Genomic DNA, 17,330 nt, shown 5'->3' on the forward strand with positions numbered 1-17,330 from the left:
ACTTTTCATCGGCCAGCGTGCCGGCGCCCCGACAACAGGCGTAATCTGTACATCCCGCTACCCAGGGAGACGGCAGCCCATGTCGCATTCCAAGGATCTCGAGCCGCGCGCCACCACCGGCGCGCGACTGCTCGTCGATGCGTTGCTCGCCAATCACGTCGAACGCGTGTTCTGCGTGCCGGGCGAGAGCTTTCTCGCCGTACTCGATGCGCTGGCGGACGACACCGCGCGGATCCAGACGGTCGTCTGCCGCCACGAAGCGGCGGCCGCGAACATGGCGGAAGCGGTCGGCAAGCTGACCGGCCGCCCCGGCATCGCGTTCGTCACGCGCGGGCCCGGCGCGACCCACGCGTCGATCGGCGTGCACACCGCATTCCAGGATTCGACGCCGATGATCCTGTTCGTCGGCCAGTGCGCGCGCGAGCACCTCGACCGCGAAGCCTTCCAGGAAATCGACTACCGCCGGATGTTCGGCCAGATGGCGAAATGGGTCGCGCAGATCGACGACCCGCGCCGCATTCCCGAATACCTGAGCCATGCCTTCCACGTCGCGACGTCCGGCCGGCCCGGCCCGGTCGTGCTCGCGCTGCCCGAGGACGTGCTGTCCGACGCGTGCGCGCCGCAGCCCGTCGTGCCGGCCGCGAAACGCGTCGCGGCGTCGCCGTCGGCCGCGCAGGTCGACGAGCTGCGCGAACGGCTCGCGCGCGCCGAGCGGCCGTTCGCGATCGTCGGCGGCAGCGGCTGGACGCCCGACGCATGCGCGAACCTGCGCACCTTCGTCGAGCGCTGGCAACTGCCGGTCGCGTGCGCGTTCCGCTTCCAGGACACCTTCGACAACGCGCACCCGAACTACGCGGGCGACGTCGGCCTCGGGATCAATCCCGCGCTCGCCAAGCGGATCCGCGACGCCGACCTGCTGCTGGTGCTCGGCCCGCGTCTCGGCGAAGCGACGACGGGCGGCTACACGCTGCTCGACATCCCGAAGACGCGCCAGACCCTGATCCACGTGCACCAGGGCGCGGACGAGCTCGGCCGCGTGTATGCGGCCGACCTGCCGATCGTGTCCGGGATGCCGGAAATCGCGGCGCCGCTCGCCGCGCTCGAACCGCCGGTGCACCCCGCGTGGGCCGGCACGGCCGCCGACGCGCACCGCGCGTACCGCGAATGGCACGCGCCGCTGCCGATGCCCGGCGATGTCCAGCTCGGCGACGTGATGGTGCAGCTGCGCGAGCGCCTGCCGCACGACGCGATCCTGACCAACGGCGCCGGCAACTACGCGATCTGGCTGCATCGCCACTTCGCGTACCGGCACTTTCGCTCGCAGCTCGCGCCGACCAGCGGCGCGATGGGCTACGGGCTGCCCGCCGCGCTCGCCGCGAAGTCGCTGTATCCGTCGCGGGCCGTCGTCGCGCTCGCCGGCGACGGCTGCTTCATGATGGCCGGCAACGAACTCGCGACCGCGATGCAGTACGGGCTGAACATCGTCGCCATCGTCGTCAACAACGGGCATTTCGGCACGATCCGCATGCATCAGGAGCGCAACTATCCGGGGCGCGTGCACGGCACCGGGCTCACGAACCCCGATTTCGCCGCGTATGCGCGCGCGTTCGGCGCGCATGGCGAGACGGTCGAGCGCACCGCCGACTTCGCGCCGGCACTGGAGCGCGCACTGACCTGCGGGCTGCCGGCGCTGATCGAGATCCGCATCCCGCAGGACGCCAGCACGCCGGCCGCGACGCTCGAGCAAATCCGCGAGCAGGGCCGCCGCGCGCGCGGCGCGTGATCATGGAAATGCGCGCCGCGCCGGCCGGCCTCGCGCTGTCGCGCGACGACGCGCTGACGCATCCGGGCACGCTGCTCGCGCCCGACGGCACGCTCGTCGCCCCCTACGACCTCGAGCACGGCGGCGGCCCCGCGGAGGATCACGTGCCGGCCGCACCGGCGCTCGGCCTGCTGCACGCCGCCCACCGGCCGTTCCGGCTCGACTACGGCCGCACGGCGGACGTGTACGTGATCAACGGAATGGGCGTCGCGCTCGGCGACTCGGTGATCGGGCTGACCGCGCTCGCCGCGCTGCGCGCGATGCATCCCGGCCTGCGCTTCACGCTCTACCGGCCGGCCCGCGCGCCGCGCTACGTCGACGCGCTGTATGCGCTCGCCGCCGACGTCGTCGCGCCGTCGCGTGCGCTGCCGTGCGCCGCCGACGCACTGCCCGAGCACGCGCCGCGCATCGATCTCGGCAATCACCTGTACTGGCCCGCTTTCGCGCGACAACCGATGATCGACTTCTTCCTCGACGCGCTCGGCACGGACCCGGCCACGGTGCCGGCCACCGCGAAGCGCAATCGCTGGCTCGCGCGGCTGCCCCTGCCCGCCCTGCCGGCCGAATGGCGGCGGCCGTACGTGCTGTTCTGCCCGAGCGCGAGCACCGCGGTGCGCAGCGTGCCGCCGGCGCTGCGCGCGGCTTTCGTGGAGCGGCTCGCGCGGCGTTACGGGCTGCCGGTGGTCGGCTTCGGCCCCGTCGCGCATCCGGCCTATGTCGACGTGAGCCGCGACGCGGCCGATACCGCGCGCTTCATTGCCTGGGTCAGGGGGGCGAGCGTGCTGTTCGCGCCCGACACGGCCGCGCTGCATCTCGCCGACGGTTTCGACGTGCCGACGCTCGGCTGTTTCACGACGATCGGCCCGGCGCTGCGCGTGCGCGACTATCCGCACTGCGTACCGGTCGCGCTCGATGTGCCGGACGCATTGCACGGGCTGCATCGCAGCGAGCGGCCGGACGACCTCGCGGCGGTCGAAGCCGCTTACCGGGCGATCGACTGGGATGCCTTGCCGTGGCCTGCACCGCGCGAAGCGGCGGCTACCGCCGGATAGGGATGGAGAAAAGGGAGTCGCCCGGATGACCGGACGCACCGCGGCATCCGCGCGCCGCCGCCCGCCTCACCCGGCCGCCACCGTCACCGCCCGCTCGCGCAGCGTCTCCGACGGCCGCTTGCCGAACAGCCGCCGATAGTCGGTCGCGAACTGGCTCAGGTGCCAGAAGCCCCACGCCTCCGCGACGTCCTGCACCGAACCGGCCGCCCGCCCGCACAGGTCGCGCCGCGCGCCGTTCAGCCGCAGCGTGCGCAGATAGGTCGCGGGCGCCATGCCGAGCACGTCCTGGAAACAGTACTGCAGCGTGCGCCGGCTCACGTGCAACTGCTCGCACAGCTCGGGCACGCCGACCGGGCGCGTGCGGTGTGCGAGCACGTACTCGCGCGCCTGCTCGACGATCCAGCGCCGTGTCGACGGGGCGCCGCCCGCGCCGTCGTCAGCGGGTTGCGCACACGCGTCGAACAGCGCGGCCAGCACCTCGGCCTGCAGGTCGTCGCGCTGTGCGTCGGGCAGCGGCCCGCCCGCGGCCGCCGCGCCGTCGAGGCGGCCGCCGAGCAGCGCACACAGGCGCGCGAGCCGCATATCGCCGATCTGGATCACGCGCTGCGCGAACAGCCGCTCGTCGAGCGCACGGTGTTCGACTTCCTCCGCGTAGCGGCGCAGCACGTCGCCGCGCACGACCACGCCGTAGATCGAGAACTGCGCGGGTGTCAGCAATTCGAATTCGACGTTGCCGGGCCGGAACGCGAGCGCGCCGGGGCCGATGCGGCACGCATCGACCCGCGCGGTGCCGTCGCTCGTCAGCGGGATGCCGAACCAGTACGCGTCGCCGCGCACCTCGCACGCCTGCCGCAGCAGGTGGCTGGTCGATTCGCGAAACAGCTTCATCGTGTCGAGCGGCAGCTCGGTCAGCGTGCCGACGAAGCGGCCGGCCGCGAGCTGGTCGTAGGTCTGCCGCCAGCCGATCAGGTTGCGCGCCTGCTCGTCGGCGTCGTGCGCGACGCTGACCACGGCCTGGCCGGCCAGCGCGTCGTCGCCCTGCGCGCTGCACCGCGTGTCCTCGGCCGTCGGCTCGGCCATGCACTCCACTCGTTGACCCATCATGTTCTCCTCACCCGCCCGGGACCACGTCCAACACGCAAGTCCCGTGCCGATCCGCGTTGTCCGGCGACAAGCCCGTCATTCAACGCCGTGCGGCCGATGCGCGCCATGCGGGCGCACCCGGAGGCGGCATGCCGCGCACCGCGCGGGTGCGGCATGCGTGCCGCCGGCCGCCCGGCGACGCGCTACGCGCCCGGCCGCAACCGCACGACCCGCGTGCCGCAGTTGCCGTACGCCTGCGCGACCGCCAGTTCGACGATCGGACTGCCCGCCGGCCAGGGCGCCGCGTCCGCTTCCGGCAGATCGGTGCGCAACGTCGCGCGGCCGTTGATCCGGTAGCGGATGCCGCGCACGAAATCGATGAACAGCAGCCCGACGCCGCAGCCGTCGCACGCCAGCGCATCGAGCCGGTGGCCGCCGTGCGCCGGCAGCGCGAAGCGCAGCGTCTTCGTGTCGATCACGCGCACGACCGGCCATAGATCCCCGTTCGCGTCGCGCATGCCCTGCACGATGTCGCAGGTCATGCGCGACGGGGCCGGGCCGCCGCTCGCCGTGCCGACGAACATGAACGGCTGCGATTCGACGAACTGGCGCACACCGATGCTCAGCCGCGTCGTCACGACGTCGCTCATCCGCTCGGCTTCGTCGGCGACGCCGAAGCGGTGATGCGCGTCGAGCTCGCCCGCGTGAAACACCGGGTGACGCGGATAGGATCCGGGCAGTTCTGACATGCTGGTTTCCGTCGGGGCCATCGGGGTGCGATACGGGCACGATACGGGCGCGAACGCGCACCGGCCGGTGCGAATGCCGACGCCCGTATCGAAGATCGGAACACGAAAACGGCGAAGTGCCGGACGAACCGGCGCCAGCGCATTGCCGCCTCGCCGCGGACGCCGCCCGACGGCCGAAGGCTGGACAGCCAGCGCCCGACCGCCGCACCTTCCACGGCAAGCCGGCACCGGACGCGTCGCCGCCGTCCGGCCCCGGCACTTCGCCCCCTGCTGCGGCGATCAGAAGAACCCGAGCGCCTCGGCCTGGTAGCTGACCAGCAGGCACTTCGTCTGCTGATAGTTCGACAGCGCCATCTTGTGCGTCTCGCGGCCGATGCCGGACTGCTTGTAGCCGCCGAACGCCGCGTGCGCCGGGTACAGGTGGTAGCAGTTGGTCCACACGCGGCCGGCCTCGACCTCGCGGCCCATCCGGTACGCACGCGTGCCGTTGCGCGTCCACACGCCCGCGCCGAGCCCGTAGAACGTGTCGTTCGCGAGTTCGATCGCCTCCTGCTCGTCCTTGAACGTCATCACCGACGCGACCGGCCCGAAGATCTCTTCCTGGAACACGCGCATCTTGTTGTTGCCGAACAGCATCGTCGGCTTCACGTAATAGCCCGTGCCGAGGTCGGCGGCCGGTGCCGTGCGCTCGCCGCCCGTCAGGCATTGCGCGCCTTCGTCGCGGCCGATGTCGATGTACGACAGGATCTTGTCGAGCTGCTGCTGCGACGCCTGCGCGCCGATCATCGTCTGCAGGTCGAGCGGGTGGCCGCCCTTGATGCGCTCGACGCGCGCGACAGCCTTCTCGATGAAGCGTTCGTAGATCGATTCCTGGATCAGGATCCGCGACGGGCACGTGCACACTTCGCCCTGGTTGAGCGCGAACATCGCGAGGCCTTCGAGCGCCTTGTCGAGGAACGCGTCGTCCTGGTCGAGCACGTCGGCGAAGAAGATGTTCGGGCTCTTGCCGCCCAGTTCGACCGTCGACGGGATCAGGCTCTCGGCCGCCGCGCGCAGGATGTGCTTGCCGACCGGCGTGGAACCGGTGAACGCGATCTTCGCGATCCGCTTGCTGGTGGCGAGCGCCTCGCCCGCTTCCTTGCCGAAGCCGCTGACGATGTTGATCGTGCCGGCCGGGAACAGGTCGCCGATCAGCTCCATCAGCACCAGCACCGACGCGGGCGTCTGCTCGGCCGGCTTCATCACCACGCAGCAGCCGGCCGCGAGCGCCGGTGCGAGCTTCCACGCGGCCATCAGCAGCGGGAAGTTCCACGGGATGATCTGGCCGACAACGCCGAGCGGCTCGTGGAAGTGATACGCGACGGTGTTGTCGTCGATTTCGGAGATGCCGCCTTCCTGCGCGCGGATGCAGCCCGCGAAATAGCGGAAGTGGTCGATCGCGAGCGGCAGGTCGGCCGCCATCGTCTCGCGCAGCGGCTTGCCGTTGTCGATCGTCTCGGCCACCGCGAGCAGCTTCAGGTTCTTTTCCATCCGGTCGGCGGCGGCGAGCAGCAGGTTCGCGCGCTCGGTGACCGACGTCTTGCCCCACTTGCGGCGCGCGGCGTGCGCGGCATCGAGTGCGACCTCGATGTCGTCGGCGCTGGAACGCGGCACGCGGCAGAACGGCTTGCCGTTGATCGGCGACACGTTCTCGAAATACTCGCCCTTCACCGGCGGAACCCACTTGCCGCCGATGTAGTTGTCGTACTGCTGACGGTACGGGTATTCGACGTCGAGGCCCAGTTGTTTCAGGTCAAACGGGTTCATACATGTCTCCTGTTCATCGTGCTTGTGTGAATGCAGCGCCGGTTGGATCGCGCTGCACGGTTTACGCAACATGCGTGCCAAACCGGGCGGAAACGGAACAGGAGCGGTGCGTCCGGGCGCCCGCCGGGGGCGATGCCGGCGCATCGAACACGAGTGTCCCGATTCTGAACACCGGGACGGCACAGCGGGTACGACGGGTGTTCGGATTTTTCACAGCGCAGCTGCGCACGCACCGCTGCGCGTCACGCTCGCCGCATGGCATGTCGCTTGCGTGCGGAACGCGGATCCGCACGCATCGGCCACGCGCCGACCGAACCATGAACCAACCGGGCCCCTTGAGCGACGATGTCGTCGCGTTCATCCATGAACAGGCATTCCTGATCGTCGCGACCGCGAACGCGGCGGGCGACGCCGACTGCTCGTATCGCGGCCGGCAGCCGCGCGCGGACGGTTCGTTCGCCCCGCTCGTCGACCTGCCCGATCGCCGCACGCTCGTGCTGCCCGACTTCGCGGGCAACAACCTGTTCAACACGATCGGCAACCTGCTCGTGAATCCGGCGATCGCGCTGCTGTTCGTCGATTTCGTCCGGCAGACGACGTGGCTCGTGCAGGGGCGCGCGACGATCGACGAAGAGGCGGGAAGCCGCGCGCAGCTGTGGCCGGATGCGCTGCGTTATGTGGTCGTTGACGTGGAAAGCGCGCACGCGCGGGCCGATGCGGAATTGCCGCCGCTCGTGCTGGCGTGAGTCGCCGCACCATGCCGCCGTCGCGGCAAGGCGGGCGCGCATGGGCCGATGAGGCGCTGCGGCCGCTTGCGCAAACGTGACGCGCCGGGTGAGTCGTCGGTGCAGGAGCGCGCCGGCGCCGTTCCCGATGAACGTGTGCCCGGCGACGCAACGCTCTACGGTCATTCGCACGGGGCCGATCGTCGGTACGCGGATTCGCGCCATCGCAAAATGCCCGGGCGCGCGGTCCGCGATTGTCGACCTGCACGCCCCCGACGACGCCCCGCTCACCGCACACTCACCGCCCGCTTGCTTCCACGCAAGCCGGTTCGGTCCGGCGACGCGCCCGCGCGTCGGTATGCGCCTGCTCGCCGTCATCGCCGCGCGCTTTCGCCACTGCCGGCCGTGCACCGAGAAACGCGAACACCACCACCGCACACAGCACCGTGACGACCGCGAGCCCGATCAGCAGCCGATCGAATGCATGCACATAGCTCGCGAGCAGCGCCGCACGACCGACGCCCGGCAACCCGGCCGCCGCACCGGCGAGATCGCCGGTCGCGAGGCGCGCGGCCGCCCGCAGCGTCGCGTCGGATGTTCCCGTCGCCGCCTGCCGCAAATCGGCGTGCGCGAGGGTCGCCAGCACCGCGCCGGCGATCGCGAGCGCGATCCCCTCGCCCGCCACGCGCGTCGTGCTGAAGATCCCGGTCGCCATCCCCGCGCGCTCCTTCGGCACGACGCCGACCGACAGCCCGTCCATCAGCCCCCACGGCATGCCGGCCCCGACGCCGATCGCGAGCATCGGCGCGATCGCCGCCGGCCCCGCGCCGCCGCGCAGCGCGACGCCCAGCCACACGAGGCCCGCCGCCGCGAGCAGGAGCCCGAGCCCCGAGATCACGCCGGCCGACAGCCAGCGCGTGAGCGTCGCCGCGACGAGCGGCACGACGAGCATCGGCGCGGAGATCGCGAGCATCAGCCAGCCCGCGTCGATTTCGCTGAAACCGTCGATGCCGATGAAGCGCAGCGGCAGCACGACGAGCAGCACGATGTAACAGCAGCAGGTCGACACCGGCAGCACCTGCACGCCGACGAAGCGCGGAATCCGGAACAGCGAGAGGTCGAGCATCGGCCGCGCGACGCGCGTCTCGATCGCGACGAATGCGCACGCGCCGAGCGCCGCGCCCGCCAGCAGCACAACGACGAGCGGATGCGTCCAGCCGCGCGCGGGTGCCTCGATCACGCCGAACGTGAACAGCGTGAGCGCGGCGGTGAACGCTGCGGTGCCGGGCCAGTCGAGCCCCGTCGCGTGCGGATCGCGCGACTCGTGCATGCGTGGCAGCCCGAACCCGAGCGACAGCGTGCCGGCCGCCGCGCCCGTGACGAAGATCGCACGCCAGCCACCGTGCGCGATCAGCGAGCCGGCGAGCACCGGCCCGAACGCGAGCCCGATGCCGAAGGTCGTGCCGAGCAGGCTGAACGCACGCGTGCGCGCCGCGCCGTCGAACTCCTGCGCCAGCGCGGCCGTGCCGCCCGCGAGCGCCGCGGCCGCCGCGAGCCCTTGCGCGCCGCGCAGCAGGTCGACCGCGAGCATCGACGGCGCGAACGCGAGCGCAACCGACATCAGCGTGAAGCCGCCGACGCCGATCGCGAACACGCGCTTGCGGCCGAACTGGTCGGCCAGCGCGCCCGCCGCCATCAGGAAACTGCCGAACGCGAGCATGAACGCGTTGGTGATCCAGTTCATCGCGACCGGGCCGCCGTGCAGGTCGCGGCCGATCGCGGGCGTCGCGACCGCGCCGCCCGAAAACGACAGCGGCAGCGCGACGGCGGCCATGCAGACGGCGGCCAGCACCCACGCGCGCCGGCGTGCCGATGTGGCTGAATCGGCTGAAAACGGGTGATCCATCATTGCTCCTCGAAAAGCCGGCGCGGATGCGCCTCAAGCGCGATCAAGGATAATTTCGATTCAATCACCGAAAAACAATGCGTTACTCCGTATATAACGGACTAAAATTCCTCAATTCACCGCATCGCATCCGCTCGCCCGCCTACGTCGATGGAAAACCTGAACGGCATCGCCGCCTTCGTCCGCACCGCCGAAGCGCTCAGCTTCGTCGCGGCCGGCCGCGCGCTCGGCATCTCGGCGTCCGCCGTCGGCAAGACGATCGCGCGGCTCGAGCAGTCGCTCGGCGTGCGCCTGTTCAACCGCACGACGCGGCGCGTCACGCTGACCGACGAAGGGCGCCATTTCTACGAACGCTGCCAGCGGATCCTCGAGGATTTTCGCGATGCGGAGGCGACCGTGACGGCCGCCGCCCAGCGCCCGCGCGGCAAGCTGCGCGTGAGCCTGCCGGTGATCGGCTACCGGTTCCTGCTGCCGGTGCTACCCGAATTCAGGCAGCGCTATCCGGACGTCGAGCTCGACCTGGATTTCAACGACCGGATGGTCGATGTCGTCGAAGGCGGCTTCGACGCGGTGATCCGCAGCGGCCCGCTGTCGGATTCGAGCCTGATGTCGCGGCGGCTCGGCCCGTTCGCGTTCGTGCTGTGCGCAACGCCCGCGTATCTCGCGCAGGCCGGCACGCCGCGGGCGCCGCGCGATCTCGAAGCGCACGATTGCGTGCGCTACTGTTTCCCGACCACCGGCAAGCTGCAAGACTGGGCGCTCGCCGCCGACGACGGCACGCCGCTGAAGCTGCGCACCGCGATGACCTGCAACAACATGGAAGCGCTGCGCGGCGCGGTGATGGCGGGGCTCGGCATCGGCTACATGCCCGATTTCCTCGCGCGCGACGCGCTGGACACGGGCGCGCTCGTCACGGTGCTCGACGACTACCGGATCGCGCCGGGGCAGTTCTCGATCGTGTGGCCGTCGAGCCGGCAGTTGTCGCCGAAGCTGCGCGTGTTCGTCGACTTCCTGTGCGAGCGGCTGTTCAAGTAGACAAGTAGACGGACGGCGCGGTCGCGCCATCGATCCTCACCAATCCGCGCCGATCCGCTCCGCTTCCGCCTGCGGCAACAGCGCATCGCTGTCGTCCTTCAGCCCGACGCCCGTGAGGCCGAGCCGGCGCGCGTGCGTCATCAGGTAATGCAGCTTGTGCGCGGCCGCGGCATGCGGCAGCCCTTCGGGCCGCACGTTCGAGATGCAGTTGCGCAGTGCGTCGTGGCAGCCGACCTTCGGCGCCCAGGTCAGGTACACGCCGAGGCTGTCCGGCGAGCTGAGCCCCGGCCGTTCGCCGATCAGCATCGCGACGACCTGCGCGCGCAGCAGTTCGCCGATCTCGTCGCCGAGCGCGACGCGCGCCTGCGTCGCGACCACCACCGGGCCGATCCGCCAGCCGTCCGCTTCGAGCCGCGGGCACACGGCCTGCAGCAGCGGCAGCGCCTGCTTCGCGGCCGCGAACGCCGACAGCCCGTCGCCGACCACGAACACCACCTCCGGCGCGTCGTCGAGCGCCGCGCCGTAGCCGGCCAGCAGCGCGCGTCCGTCATCGGACAGCTTGCGGCCGAGATCGGGCCGGCGCAGGTAGTGCTGGCGGTCGGGCGCCGCGCTCTGCACGCCGAGCGTCGCGAAGCCGGCCGCGTCGATCTCGCGGCGCAGCGCGTCCGCGTCGAGCGGCTGGTGCACCGCGTCGCGCGCCTGCGCGTGCGACAGGTTGAACGCGAGCAGCGGCGCGGTCGGCAGGCTGCTGCCCGCGCGGCCGAGCGCGATCCGCGCGTTCGTGAACGACTTCAGCTGCGCCCACGGGTTCTTTTCGACGGCGTCGCTCATGCCGAAATCCCCATCCAGTCGTTCGCGCCCGCGAGCAGCGGCACGCGCGCGCTCGCGGCGCGCAGCGCGCCGTGCGCGTCGGCGATCTCCATCGTCTCCAGCCATTCCTCGAACTCGGGCGCGCGGCGCAGGCCGAGCACCTCGCGCACGTAGAGCTGGTCGTGAAACGACGTGCTTTGATAGTTCAGCATCACGTCGTCCGCGCCCGGGATGCCCATGATGAAGTTGATGCCGGCCGCGCCCAGCAGCGTCAGCAGCGTATCCATGTCGTCCTGGTCGGCTTCCGCGTGATTCGTGTAGCAGATGTCGCAGCCCATCGGCACGCCGAGCAGCTTGCCGCAGAAATGATCCTCGAGCCCCGCGCGGATGATCTGCTTGCCGTCGTACAGGTATTCGGGCCCGATGAAGCCGACCACCGTGTTCACGAGGAACGGATCGAACTTGCGCGCGACCGCATACGCGCGCACCTCGCAGGTCTGCTGGTCGACACCGAAGTGCGCGTTCGCCGACAGCGCGCTGCCTTGCCCCGTCTCGAAGTACATCAGGTTGTTGCCGACGGTGCCGCGCTTGAGCGACAACGCGGCCTCGCGCGCCTCGCCGAGCAGCCCGAGCGAGATCCCGAAGCTCGCGTTGGCCTTCTCGGTGCCCGCGATCGACTGGAACACCAGGTCGACCGGCGCGCCCTTCTCGATCGCCGCGATCGTGTTGGTCACGTGCGTGAGCACGCACGACTGGGTCGGCACGCCGTAGCGTTCGCGGAATCCGTCGATCATCGCGAGCAGCTTCACGATCGCCGCGAGGCTGTCGGTCGCCGGGTTGATGCCGATCATCGCGTCGCCGCAGCCGTACATCAGCCCGTCGAGCATCGACGCGGCAATGCCCTTCACGTCGTCGGTCGGATGGTTCGGCTGCAGCCGCACCGACATCCGGCCGGCCAGCCCGACCGTGTTGCGAAAGCGCGTGACGACGCGGCGCTTGCGCGCGGCCGCGATCAGGTCCTGGTTGCGCATCAGCTTCGACACGGCCGCGACCATCTCGGGCGTGAGGCCCGGCGCGATCCGTTCGAGCGCGGCACCGTCGGCAGCCGGCGACAGCAGCCAGTTGCGGAAGTCGCCGACGGTGAGGTGCGAGATCTCCGCGAACGCGGCCGCGTCGTGATCGTCGAGGATCAGGCGCGTGACCTCGTCGTGTTCGTACGGAATCAGCGCTTCGTTCAGGAACGCCTTCAGCGGCACGCCCGCGAGCGCGATCTTCGCGGCCACGCGCTCCTCCTCGCTCGCCGCCGCGACGCCGGCGAGCTGGTCGCCCGAGCGCAGCGGGCTCGCCTTCGCGAGCAGCGTCTTCAGGTCCGCGAAACGGTACGTGCGCGGACCGATCGTCTCCGTGTAGGACATCGTTCGAATCTCCTTGCCAGTCCTTGCCTTGCCTGACGCCGACGGCGCGCCCGTTCGACGGGGCGCGCCGCATGCCGTCACGAACGGCCGTTCGGGTCGGCCATCCTCATTCCTCGAGCAGCGCGTCGCCCGGTGCGCTCGCACGCTGCGAACGGGTCGCGAGGAAGTACGCGTAGCCGAGCGCGAGGAACGCGATGAACACCATCGCCACCAGCCCGTTGAAGTACACCATCGTCGCAAGGCAAATCAGGGCCGCAACGATCGCGAACGCCGGGAAGAACGGGTACAGCGGCGCGCGGAACGGTCGCTCCAGGTTCGGCTGCGAGCGGCGCAGCTTGAACAGCGCCGCCATGCTTACGATATACATCACGATCGCGCCGAACACCGACATCGTCACGATGTTCGCGGTGAGCGTCTGGCCGCCGAACTGGATCAGCTCGTCGCTGTAGATCGCGGCGATGCCGACCACGCCGCCCGCGAGAATCGCGCGATGCGGTGTCTTGAAGCGCGGATGCACCTTGCCGAGCCATTCCGGCAGATAACCTTCGCGGGCCAGCGCGAAGATCTGGCGCGAATAGCCGAGGATGATCCCGTGGAACGACGCGACGAGCCCGAACAGCCCGAGCCACACGAGCATGTGCATCCAGCCGCTGTTCGCGCCGACGATGTACTTCATCGCCTGCGGCAGCGGGTCGTTGATGTTCGCGAGCTTGGTCCAGTCGCCCGCGCCGCCGGCGAACACCATCACGCCGATCGCGAGCGTGACGAGCGTCAGGATGCCTGCCACGTACGCGATCGGGATCGAGCGCTTCGGGTTCTTCGCCTCCTCGGCGGCCATCGCGACGCCTTCGATCGCGAGGAAGAACCAGATCGCGAACGGGATCGCGGCGAACATGCCGTGGAATGCGCCGACGCTGAAATGATCGGCGCCCGACCAGCCGCCCTTCATGAAGTTGCTCCACGCGAAGCCCGGCGACACGACGCCCATGAACACCAGCAGCTCGAAGATCGCGAACAGCGTGACGACCAGCTCGAACGTCGCGGCGATCTGAACGCCGACGATGTTCAGCGCCATGAACACGAGATACGCGCCCATCGCCGCGTGTTTCGGTTCGAGCCCCGGAAACTGCACGTGCAGGTACGCGCCGATCGCGAGCGCGATCGCGGGCGGCGCGAACACGAACTCGACGAGCGTCGCGGCGCCGGCGAGATAGCCGCCGGCCGGGCCGAATGCGCGGCGCGCATACGCGAACGGGCCGCCCGCGTGCGGGATCGACGTCGTCAGCTCGGTGAAGCTGAAGATGAAGGTGGTGTACATCGCCGCGACGAACAGCGCGGTGACGACGAAACCCAGCGTGCCGGCGCTCGCCCAGCCGTAGCTCCAGCCGAAGTATTCGCCTGAAATCACGAGGCCGACCGCGATGCCCCACAGTTGCCAGGTCCCGAGCGTCTGCTGCAGCGCGGGCTGGCCGGACGACTTGGCGCCGGCGGCGGGCCGGCCATTCGACTCTGCTTTCATCGGATTCTCCTGAAAGGCGCCGGCCTGCGGGCCCGCGCGACTGAGAATCGATGCTAGAGAGTCATTAAACGACGTGTTATCGAAATTCGGCAAAGATGACGGCTGACGTTTCGCTGACGGCAACGGTGGGCGGTGGGCGGCTCTCCACGAGCGTCGTGCACACACCGTCCGGCCGCGCGAAGCGGCCGGACGGCCGACGCGTCACCAGCGTTACTGACCGCCGCCGCGCTGGTTGAACCAGCGGTCGAGCAGCTTGCCGGCCGCCTCGCGGCCGCCGAGGCCGAACGACAGCGCGACCGCCACCGCGATCGCGCCGAGCACGAGGCCGAACGCGAGCTGCACGATCTCGTTGGCGATGCCCATCGCGCGCAGCCCCATCGCGAACACCAGGCCGAGGATCGCGAACTGCGCGATCCGTGCGAACAGCACGCTGTGCTCGCGATCGGCCTGCTCGATCACGCGGCGCGCGAGGCCCGCGAGCCATACGCCGATCACGAGGATCACGCCGCCCGTCAGCACATGGCCGCCGAATTCGATGAACAGCGTGACGACGTCGCGCACCTGCGTGAAGCCGAGCCGGTTCGCGGCCTCCACCGACGCGAACAGCATCGCGAAGAACACGATCAGCCGCGCGACCAGCACCGACGGCTGCAGGATCCCCGAGAACACGCGCTCGACGCCGAGCACGGCCGGCAGCCCGTCGGCGCCGGCGGCTTCCAGCAGCTTCTGCGCGAGCGACGCGACGAAGCGCGCGAAATAGAACGTGACGAGCACGATCACGATCGCCGCGACGATGTCGGGCACCGCGCCGAGGAACTGGTTCAGCATGTTGGTGGCGGGAATCGAGATCGCGTCGATCTTCAGCGCGTCGAGCGCGGAGATCAGCGTCGGCACGAACACGAACACGTAGACGATGGTGCCGATCAGGCTCGACACGCGCACCGGCGTCGGGCTGTCGAGGCCCTGCGTGAGGCGATCGGCGCCTGCGGCAACCAGCAGGTTCGTCACGAGGCCGCGCAGCACGCGCGCGACGACCCAGCCGACGAAGCCGATCACCGCGGCCGCGAACAGGTTCGGCACGATCGCGAGCAGCCTGTCGACCATCCCCTGCACCGGCGACAGCAGGCCGGACAGCGCGAACGACGCGAGAATCGCCGGCAGGAACATCAGGATCACGAGCCAGAACAGCACGTCGCCGAGATAGCCGCTCATCGGCTGCATGCCCGCGCTTTCGGACAGCTTGTCGTCGACCTTGCTCGCCTTCAGCGCACGGTTCGCGAGGCTGCGCAAGAGCGACGCGATCAGCCACGCGATCAGCGTCAGCGCCGCGCCGCCGATCAGGTTCGGCAGGTAGTTGACGATGTGGGTGACGAGCAGCGAGAACGGATTGGACACCGCGTACAGGTTGAGCACGTTGAAGATGCCCACCGCGGTGACGAGCAGCACGAGCCAGAACAGCCCGCCGGCGATGATCCGCTCGACGCGCGCGCCCTGGCCGGTGCTTTCGTTGATCCGCTGATCGACCTTCAGCGCGTTGAGCAGCCGGAGCGCGCCGGCGCGCACCGCGACGGCGATCAGCCAGCCGATCACCAGGATGCCGATCGCGCCGGCAATCTTCGGCAGGTATCCGCCTAGCGTGGTCTGCAGCGACGTGATGAAGCTGGAAGCATCCATTTCTTCTTCTCCCGAAAAACGTGGCGTTGCGATTGAACATCGACGAACTACCTGCGTACTTCGAAAACCGTGCGTTGCCGCCCCAAGCAACTTACCCGAGAAAAATGACGCGATCACCCGATTTCACCGTCTTTAACTTTAGACATATCTCGACGGGGACGAGACCCCATTTCGGCGAAATTAAAAAGGGGCAGATTTTGTTGGCCTACGCATCTCCGCAAGATTTATCAATCGGCGGCGTGCTACCGTGACGTCGATTCCTGCCCGGGGGACGCACGCATGACCGTCGACACGAAAGCCGAAACGCCCGCGTGGACCCGCTATGCAGCACGCATCGCGCGCGTTCACGACCACATCCGCACGCACCTCGACGACACGCTCGACCTGAACCGGCTCGCCGACATCGCGTGCCTGTCGCCATATCACTGGCAGCGCGTCTATCGCGCGCTGTACGGCGAGTCGATCGTGCTGACGGTGCGGCGGATGCGGATCGTGCGCGCATCGGAGGACCTCGTCTGCACGGCGCTGCCGCTCGACGCGATCGCCCGGCGCGCCGGCTACGGTTCGACGCACGCGTTCGCACGCGCATTTCGGGATGCTTACGGCGTGCCGCCCGCGCAGCACCGTCGCGCCGGGGTCCACCGGCCGATCTATCCGTTACAGCGAGGAGAGGAAGACATGTTCAAGCATGAAGTCGAGATCCGGCGGCAGCCGGAACTGCGCGGTTACGCGGTGGCGCATACGGGCGCTTACCTGAAGGTCGGCGACGCGTTCGGGCAGATCGGCGCGTGGGTCGGGCAGCACGGGTTGATCGGCCCCGGCGCAAAGATGATCGGGATCTTCTACGACGATCCGGACACCACGCCCGAAGCGCAATTGCGAGCGAAAGCGTGCTTCGTGCCGGCCGGCGGCGCGCCGGACGTCGAGCCGACGCCGCCGGTCGAGCGCATCACGATCGCGGGCGGCGAGTATGCGGTGCTGCTGCATACCGGGCCGTATGCGGACCTCAAGACCGCTTACCAGTGGCTGTACGGCGACTGGCTGCGTCACTCGGGCCGCGAAGCCGCCGATGCGCCGCCGTTCGAGCTGTATCTGAATACGCCGATGGATGCGGCGCCGGCCGACCTGCGCACCGAGATTCATTTGCCGCTGCGTTGAGCGGCAGGTCCCGGGTTCGGGGTTCGGGGCTCGGGGCTCGGGGCTCGGGGCTCGGGGCTCGGGGCTCGGGGCTCGGGGCTCGGGGCTCGGGGCTCGGGGCTCGGGGCTCGGAGCGAGCCCGCACGCCGTGGCCCGGCGACGCCCGTTGCAGGCGCCACGCCGCCCTTGGAGATCGGCCGTCACGCCGGCATCGAGGCCGACGATCGAGCCTTACCCGGCCTGCGTGCCGCAGCCCGGACAGAAGCGCGCGTCAGCGGCCAGCGCCGCGTGGCAGCGGCTGCACGCCTTGCCCCGCTGCGCTACACCGCACTGCGCGCAGAATCGCGCATCCGCCGCGTTGATGGCGCCGCAGCCCGCACAGGCGAGCTGACGCAGCGGCACGTTGCTGCCCGGGCCGCCCTGCGCGTCGGCCGACGGCTGCCAGCCCCAGCCGTGACGATCGCGGCCGCGCGCATCGTGGCCGCCATGGCCTTCCCGGCCCGCTCCGCCATGATGCCCGCCGCTACCGTGGCCGCTTCCATGCCCACCGCCATGACCGCCTCCGTGGCCGCCCAGGATCCGTTTCAGAAAGCTCAT

At 69.9% G+C, this 17,330-nt stretch carries 14 protein-coding genes; 5 read left to right on the forward strand and 9 right to left on the reverse strand.

Annotated features, from left to right (window positions below):
* Positions 1–79: 79 nt before the first annotated feature.
* Together DIE02_RS29785 and DIE02_RS29790 are read left to right on the forward strand one after the other, a co-directional pair.
* Positions 80–1,783 carry a thiamine pyrophosphate-binding protein gene (locus DIE02_RS29785; RefSeq protein WP_124486846.1) on the forward strand — a complete coding sequence of 568 codons (1,704 nt, stop codon included), beginning with the start codon at positions 80–82 and terminating at the stop codon, positions 1,781–1,783.
* A 2-nt stretch (positions 1,784–1,785) separates the two neighbouring features.
* Positions 1,786–2,874: an ADP-heptose--LPS heptosyltransferase gene (locus DIE02_RS29790; RefSeq protein WP_124486845.1), complete on the forward strand. Its 1,089-nt coding sequence runs from the start codon at positions 1,786–1,788 to the stop codon at positions 2,872–2,874.
* A 66-nt stretch (positions 2,875–2,940) separates the two neighbouring features.
* Here DIE02_RS29790 and DIE02_RS29795 read toward each other — a convergent pair whose 3' ends face one another.
* The 3 genes from DIE02_RS29795 to DIE02_RS29805 all read right to left on the reverse strand — a co-directional run bounded on the left by DIE02_RS29795 (position 2,941) and on the right by DIE02_RS29805 (position 6,512).
* Complete coding sequence (locus DIE02_RS29795; RefSeq protein WP_044848383.1) at positions 2,941–3,975, reverse strand: helix-turn-helix domain-containing protein; 1,035 nt, start codon at positions 3,973–3,975, stop codon at positions 2,941–2,943.
* A 185-nt stretch (positions 3,976–4,160) separates the two neighbouring features.
* Entirely contained in the window at positions 4,161–4,706 is a 546-nt protein-coding gene (locus DIE02_RS29800; protein ID WP_124486844.1) for a hypothetical protein, read from the reverse strand.
* 279 nt (positions 4,707–4,985) lie between these two features.
* Positions 4,986–6,512: an aldehyde dehydrogenase family protein gene (locus DIE02_RS29805; RefSeq protein ID WP_124486843.1), complete on the reverse strand. Its 1,527-nt coding sequence runs from the start codon at positions 6,510–6,512 to the stop codon at positions 4,986–4,988.
* Positions 6,513–6,829: 317 nt separating this feature from the next.
* Between DIE02_RS29805 and DIE02_RS29810 the strand changes: the two genes are divergently transcribed.
* Positions 6,830–7,258 carry a pyridoxamine 5'-phosphate oxidase family protein gene (locus DIE02_RS29810; protein WP_124486842.1) on the forward strand — a complete coding sequence of 143 codons (429 nt, stop codon included), beginning with the start codon at positions 6,830–6,832 and terminating at the stop codon, positions 7,256–7,258.
* Positions 7,259–7,535: 277 nt separating this feature from the next.
* On the opposite strand, the gene DIE02_RS29815 is transcribed toward DIE02_RS29810, so the two are convergent.
* Entirely contained in the window at positions 7,536–9,143 is a 1,608-nt protein-coding gene (locus tag DIE02_RS29815) for an MFS transporter (protein ID WP_124486841.1), read from the reverse strand.
* 150 nt (positions 9,144–9,293) lie between these two features.
* On the opposite strand from DIE02_RS29815, the gene DIE02_RS29820 reads away from it, so the two are divergent.
* Positions 9,294–10,178, forward strand: coding sequence for a LysR family transcriptional regulator (locus tag DIE02_RS29820; RefSeq protein ID WP_044848388.1), 885 nt, complete (start codon positions 9,294–9,296; stop codon positions 10,176–10,178).
* A 36-nt stretch (positions 10,179–10,214) separates the two neighbouring features.
* On the opposite strand, the gene eutC is transcribed toward DIE02_RS29820, so the two are convergent.
* The 4 genes from eutC to DIE02_RS29845 form a co-directional block, all read right to left on the reverse strand.
* Positions 10,215–11,009 (reverse strand): ethanolamine ammonia-lyase subunit EutC, encoded by a 795-nt coding sequence (eutC, locus tag DIE02_RS29825; protein ID WP_124486840.1) that lies wholly within the window; start codon positions 11,007–11,009, stop codon positions 10,215–10,217.
* Positions 11,006–12,403, reverse strand: a complete 1,398-nt coding sequence (locus tag DIE02_RS29830; protein ID WP_124486839.1) for an ethanolamine ammonia-lyase subunit EutB — start codon at positions 12,401–12,403, stop codon at positions 11,006–11,008. The genes eutC and DIE02_RS29830 overlap by 4 nt, the downstream gene beginning before the upstream one ends.
* 106 nt (positions 12,404–12,509) lie before the next feature.
* Positions 12,510–13,922: an ethanolamine permease gene (gene eat / locus DIE02_RS29835; RefSeq protein WP_124486838.1), complete on the reverse strand. Its 1,413-nt coding sequence runs from the start codon at positions 13,920–13,922 to the stop codon at positions 12,510–12,512.
* A gap of 210 nt (positions 13,923–14,132) precedes the next feature.
* The gene (locus DIE02_RS29845) at positions 14,133–15,596 is read right to left on the reverse strand and encodes a mechanosensitive ion channel (RefSeq protein ID WP_124486837.1); all 1,464 of its coding nucleotides are present in this window, start codon (positions 15,594–15,596) and stop codon (positions 14,133–14,135) included.
* Between the two features lie 279 nt (positions 15,597–15,875).
* On the opposite strand from DIE02_RS29845, the gene DIE02_RS29850 reads away from it, so the two are divergent.
* A complete protein-coding gene (locus DIE02_RS29850; protein ID WP_124486836.1) occupies positions 15,876–16,754 on the forward strand; it encodes a GyrI-like domain-containing protein in 879 nt (292 codons plus the stop codon).
* A gap of 210 nt (positions 16,755–16,964) precedes the next feature.
* Here DIE02_RS29850 and DIE02_RS29855 read toward each other — a convergent pair whose 3' ends face one another.
* Complete coding sequence (locus tag DIE02_RS29855) at positions 16,965–17,330, reverse strand: zinc ribbon domain-containing protein (RefSeq protein ID WP_124486835.1); 366 nt, start codon at positions 17,328–17,330, stop codon at positions 16,965–16,967.

The sequence above is a fragment of the Burkholderia sp. Bp8991 genome (assembly GCF_003853795.1).
Lineage (GTDB): Bacteria > Pseudomonadota > Gammaproteobacteria > Burkholderiales > Burkholderiaceae > Burkholderia.

Excerpts from the sequence above, each read along its gene's own strand:
- DIE02_RS29785 (WP_124486846.1), top strand. The coding sequence starts at position 80 with ATGTCGCATTCCAAGGATCTCGAGCCGCGCGCCACCACCGGCGCGCGA.
- DIE02_RS29790 (WP_124486845.1), top strand. The coding sequence starts at position 1,786 with ATGGAAATGCGCGCCGCGCCGGCCGGCCTCGCGCTGTCGCGCGACGAC.
- DIE02_RS29795 (WP_044848383.1), bottom strand. The coding sequence starts at position 3,975 with ATGGGTCAACGAGTGGAGTGCATGGCCGAGCCGACGGCCGAGGACACG.
- DIE02_RS29800 (WP_124486844.1), bottom strand. The coding sequence starts at position 4,706 with ATGTCAGAACTGCCCGGATCCTATCCGCGTCACCCGGTGTTTCACGCG.
- DIE02_RS29805 (WP_124486843.1), bottom strand. The coding sequence starts at position 6,512 with ATGAACCCGTTTGACCTGAAACAACTGGGCCTCGACGTCGAATACCCG.
- DIE02_RS29810 (WP_124486842.1), top strand. The coding sequence starts at position 6,830 with ATGAACCAACCGGGCCCCTTGAGCGACGATGTCGTCGCGTTCATCCAT.
- DIE02_RS29815 (WP_124486841.1), bottom strand. The coding sequence starts at position 9,143 with ATGGATCACCCGTTTTCAGCCGATTCAGCCACATCGGCACGCCGGCGC.
- DIE02_RS29820 (WP_044848388.1), top strand. The coding sequence starts at position 9,294 with ATGGAAAACCTGAACGGCATCGCCGCCTTCGTCCGCACCGCCGAAGCG.
- eutC (WP_124486840.1), bottom strand. The coding sequence starts at position 11,009 with ATGAGCGACGCCGTCGAAAAGAACCCGTGGGCGCAGCTGAAGTCGTTC.
- DIE02_RS29830 (WP_124486839.1), bottom strand. The coding sequence starts at position 12,403 with ATGTCCTACACGGAGACGATCGGTCCGCGCACGTACCGTTTCGCGGAC.
- eat (WP_124486838.1), bottom strand. The coding sequence starts at position 13,922 with ATGAAAGCAGAGTCGAATGGCCGGCCCGCCGCCGGCGCCAAGTCGTCC.
- DIE02_RS29845 (WP_124486837.1), bottom strand. The coding sequence starts at position 15,596 with ATGGATGCTTCCAGCTTCATCACGTCGCTGCAGACCACGCTAGGCGGA.
- DIE02_RS29850 (WP_124486836.1), top strand. The coding sequence starts at position 15,876 with ATGACCGTCGACACGAAAGCCGAAACGCCCGCGTGGACCCGCTATGCA.
- DIE02_RS29855 (WP_124486835.1), bottom strand. The coding sequence starts at position 17,330 with ATGAGCTTTCTGAAACGGATCCTGGGCGGCCACGGAGGCGGTCATGGC.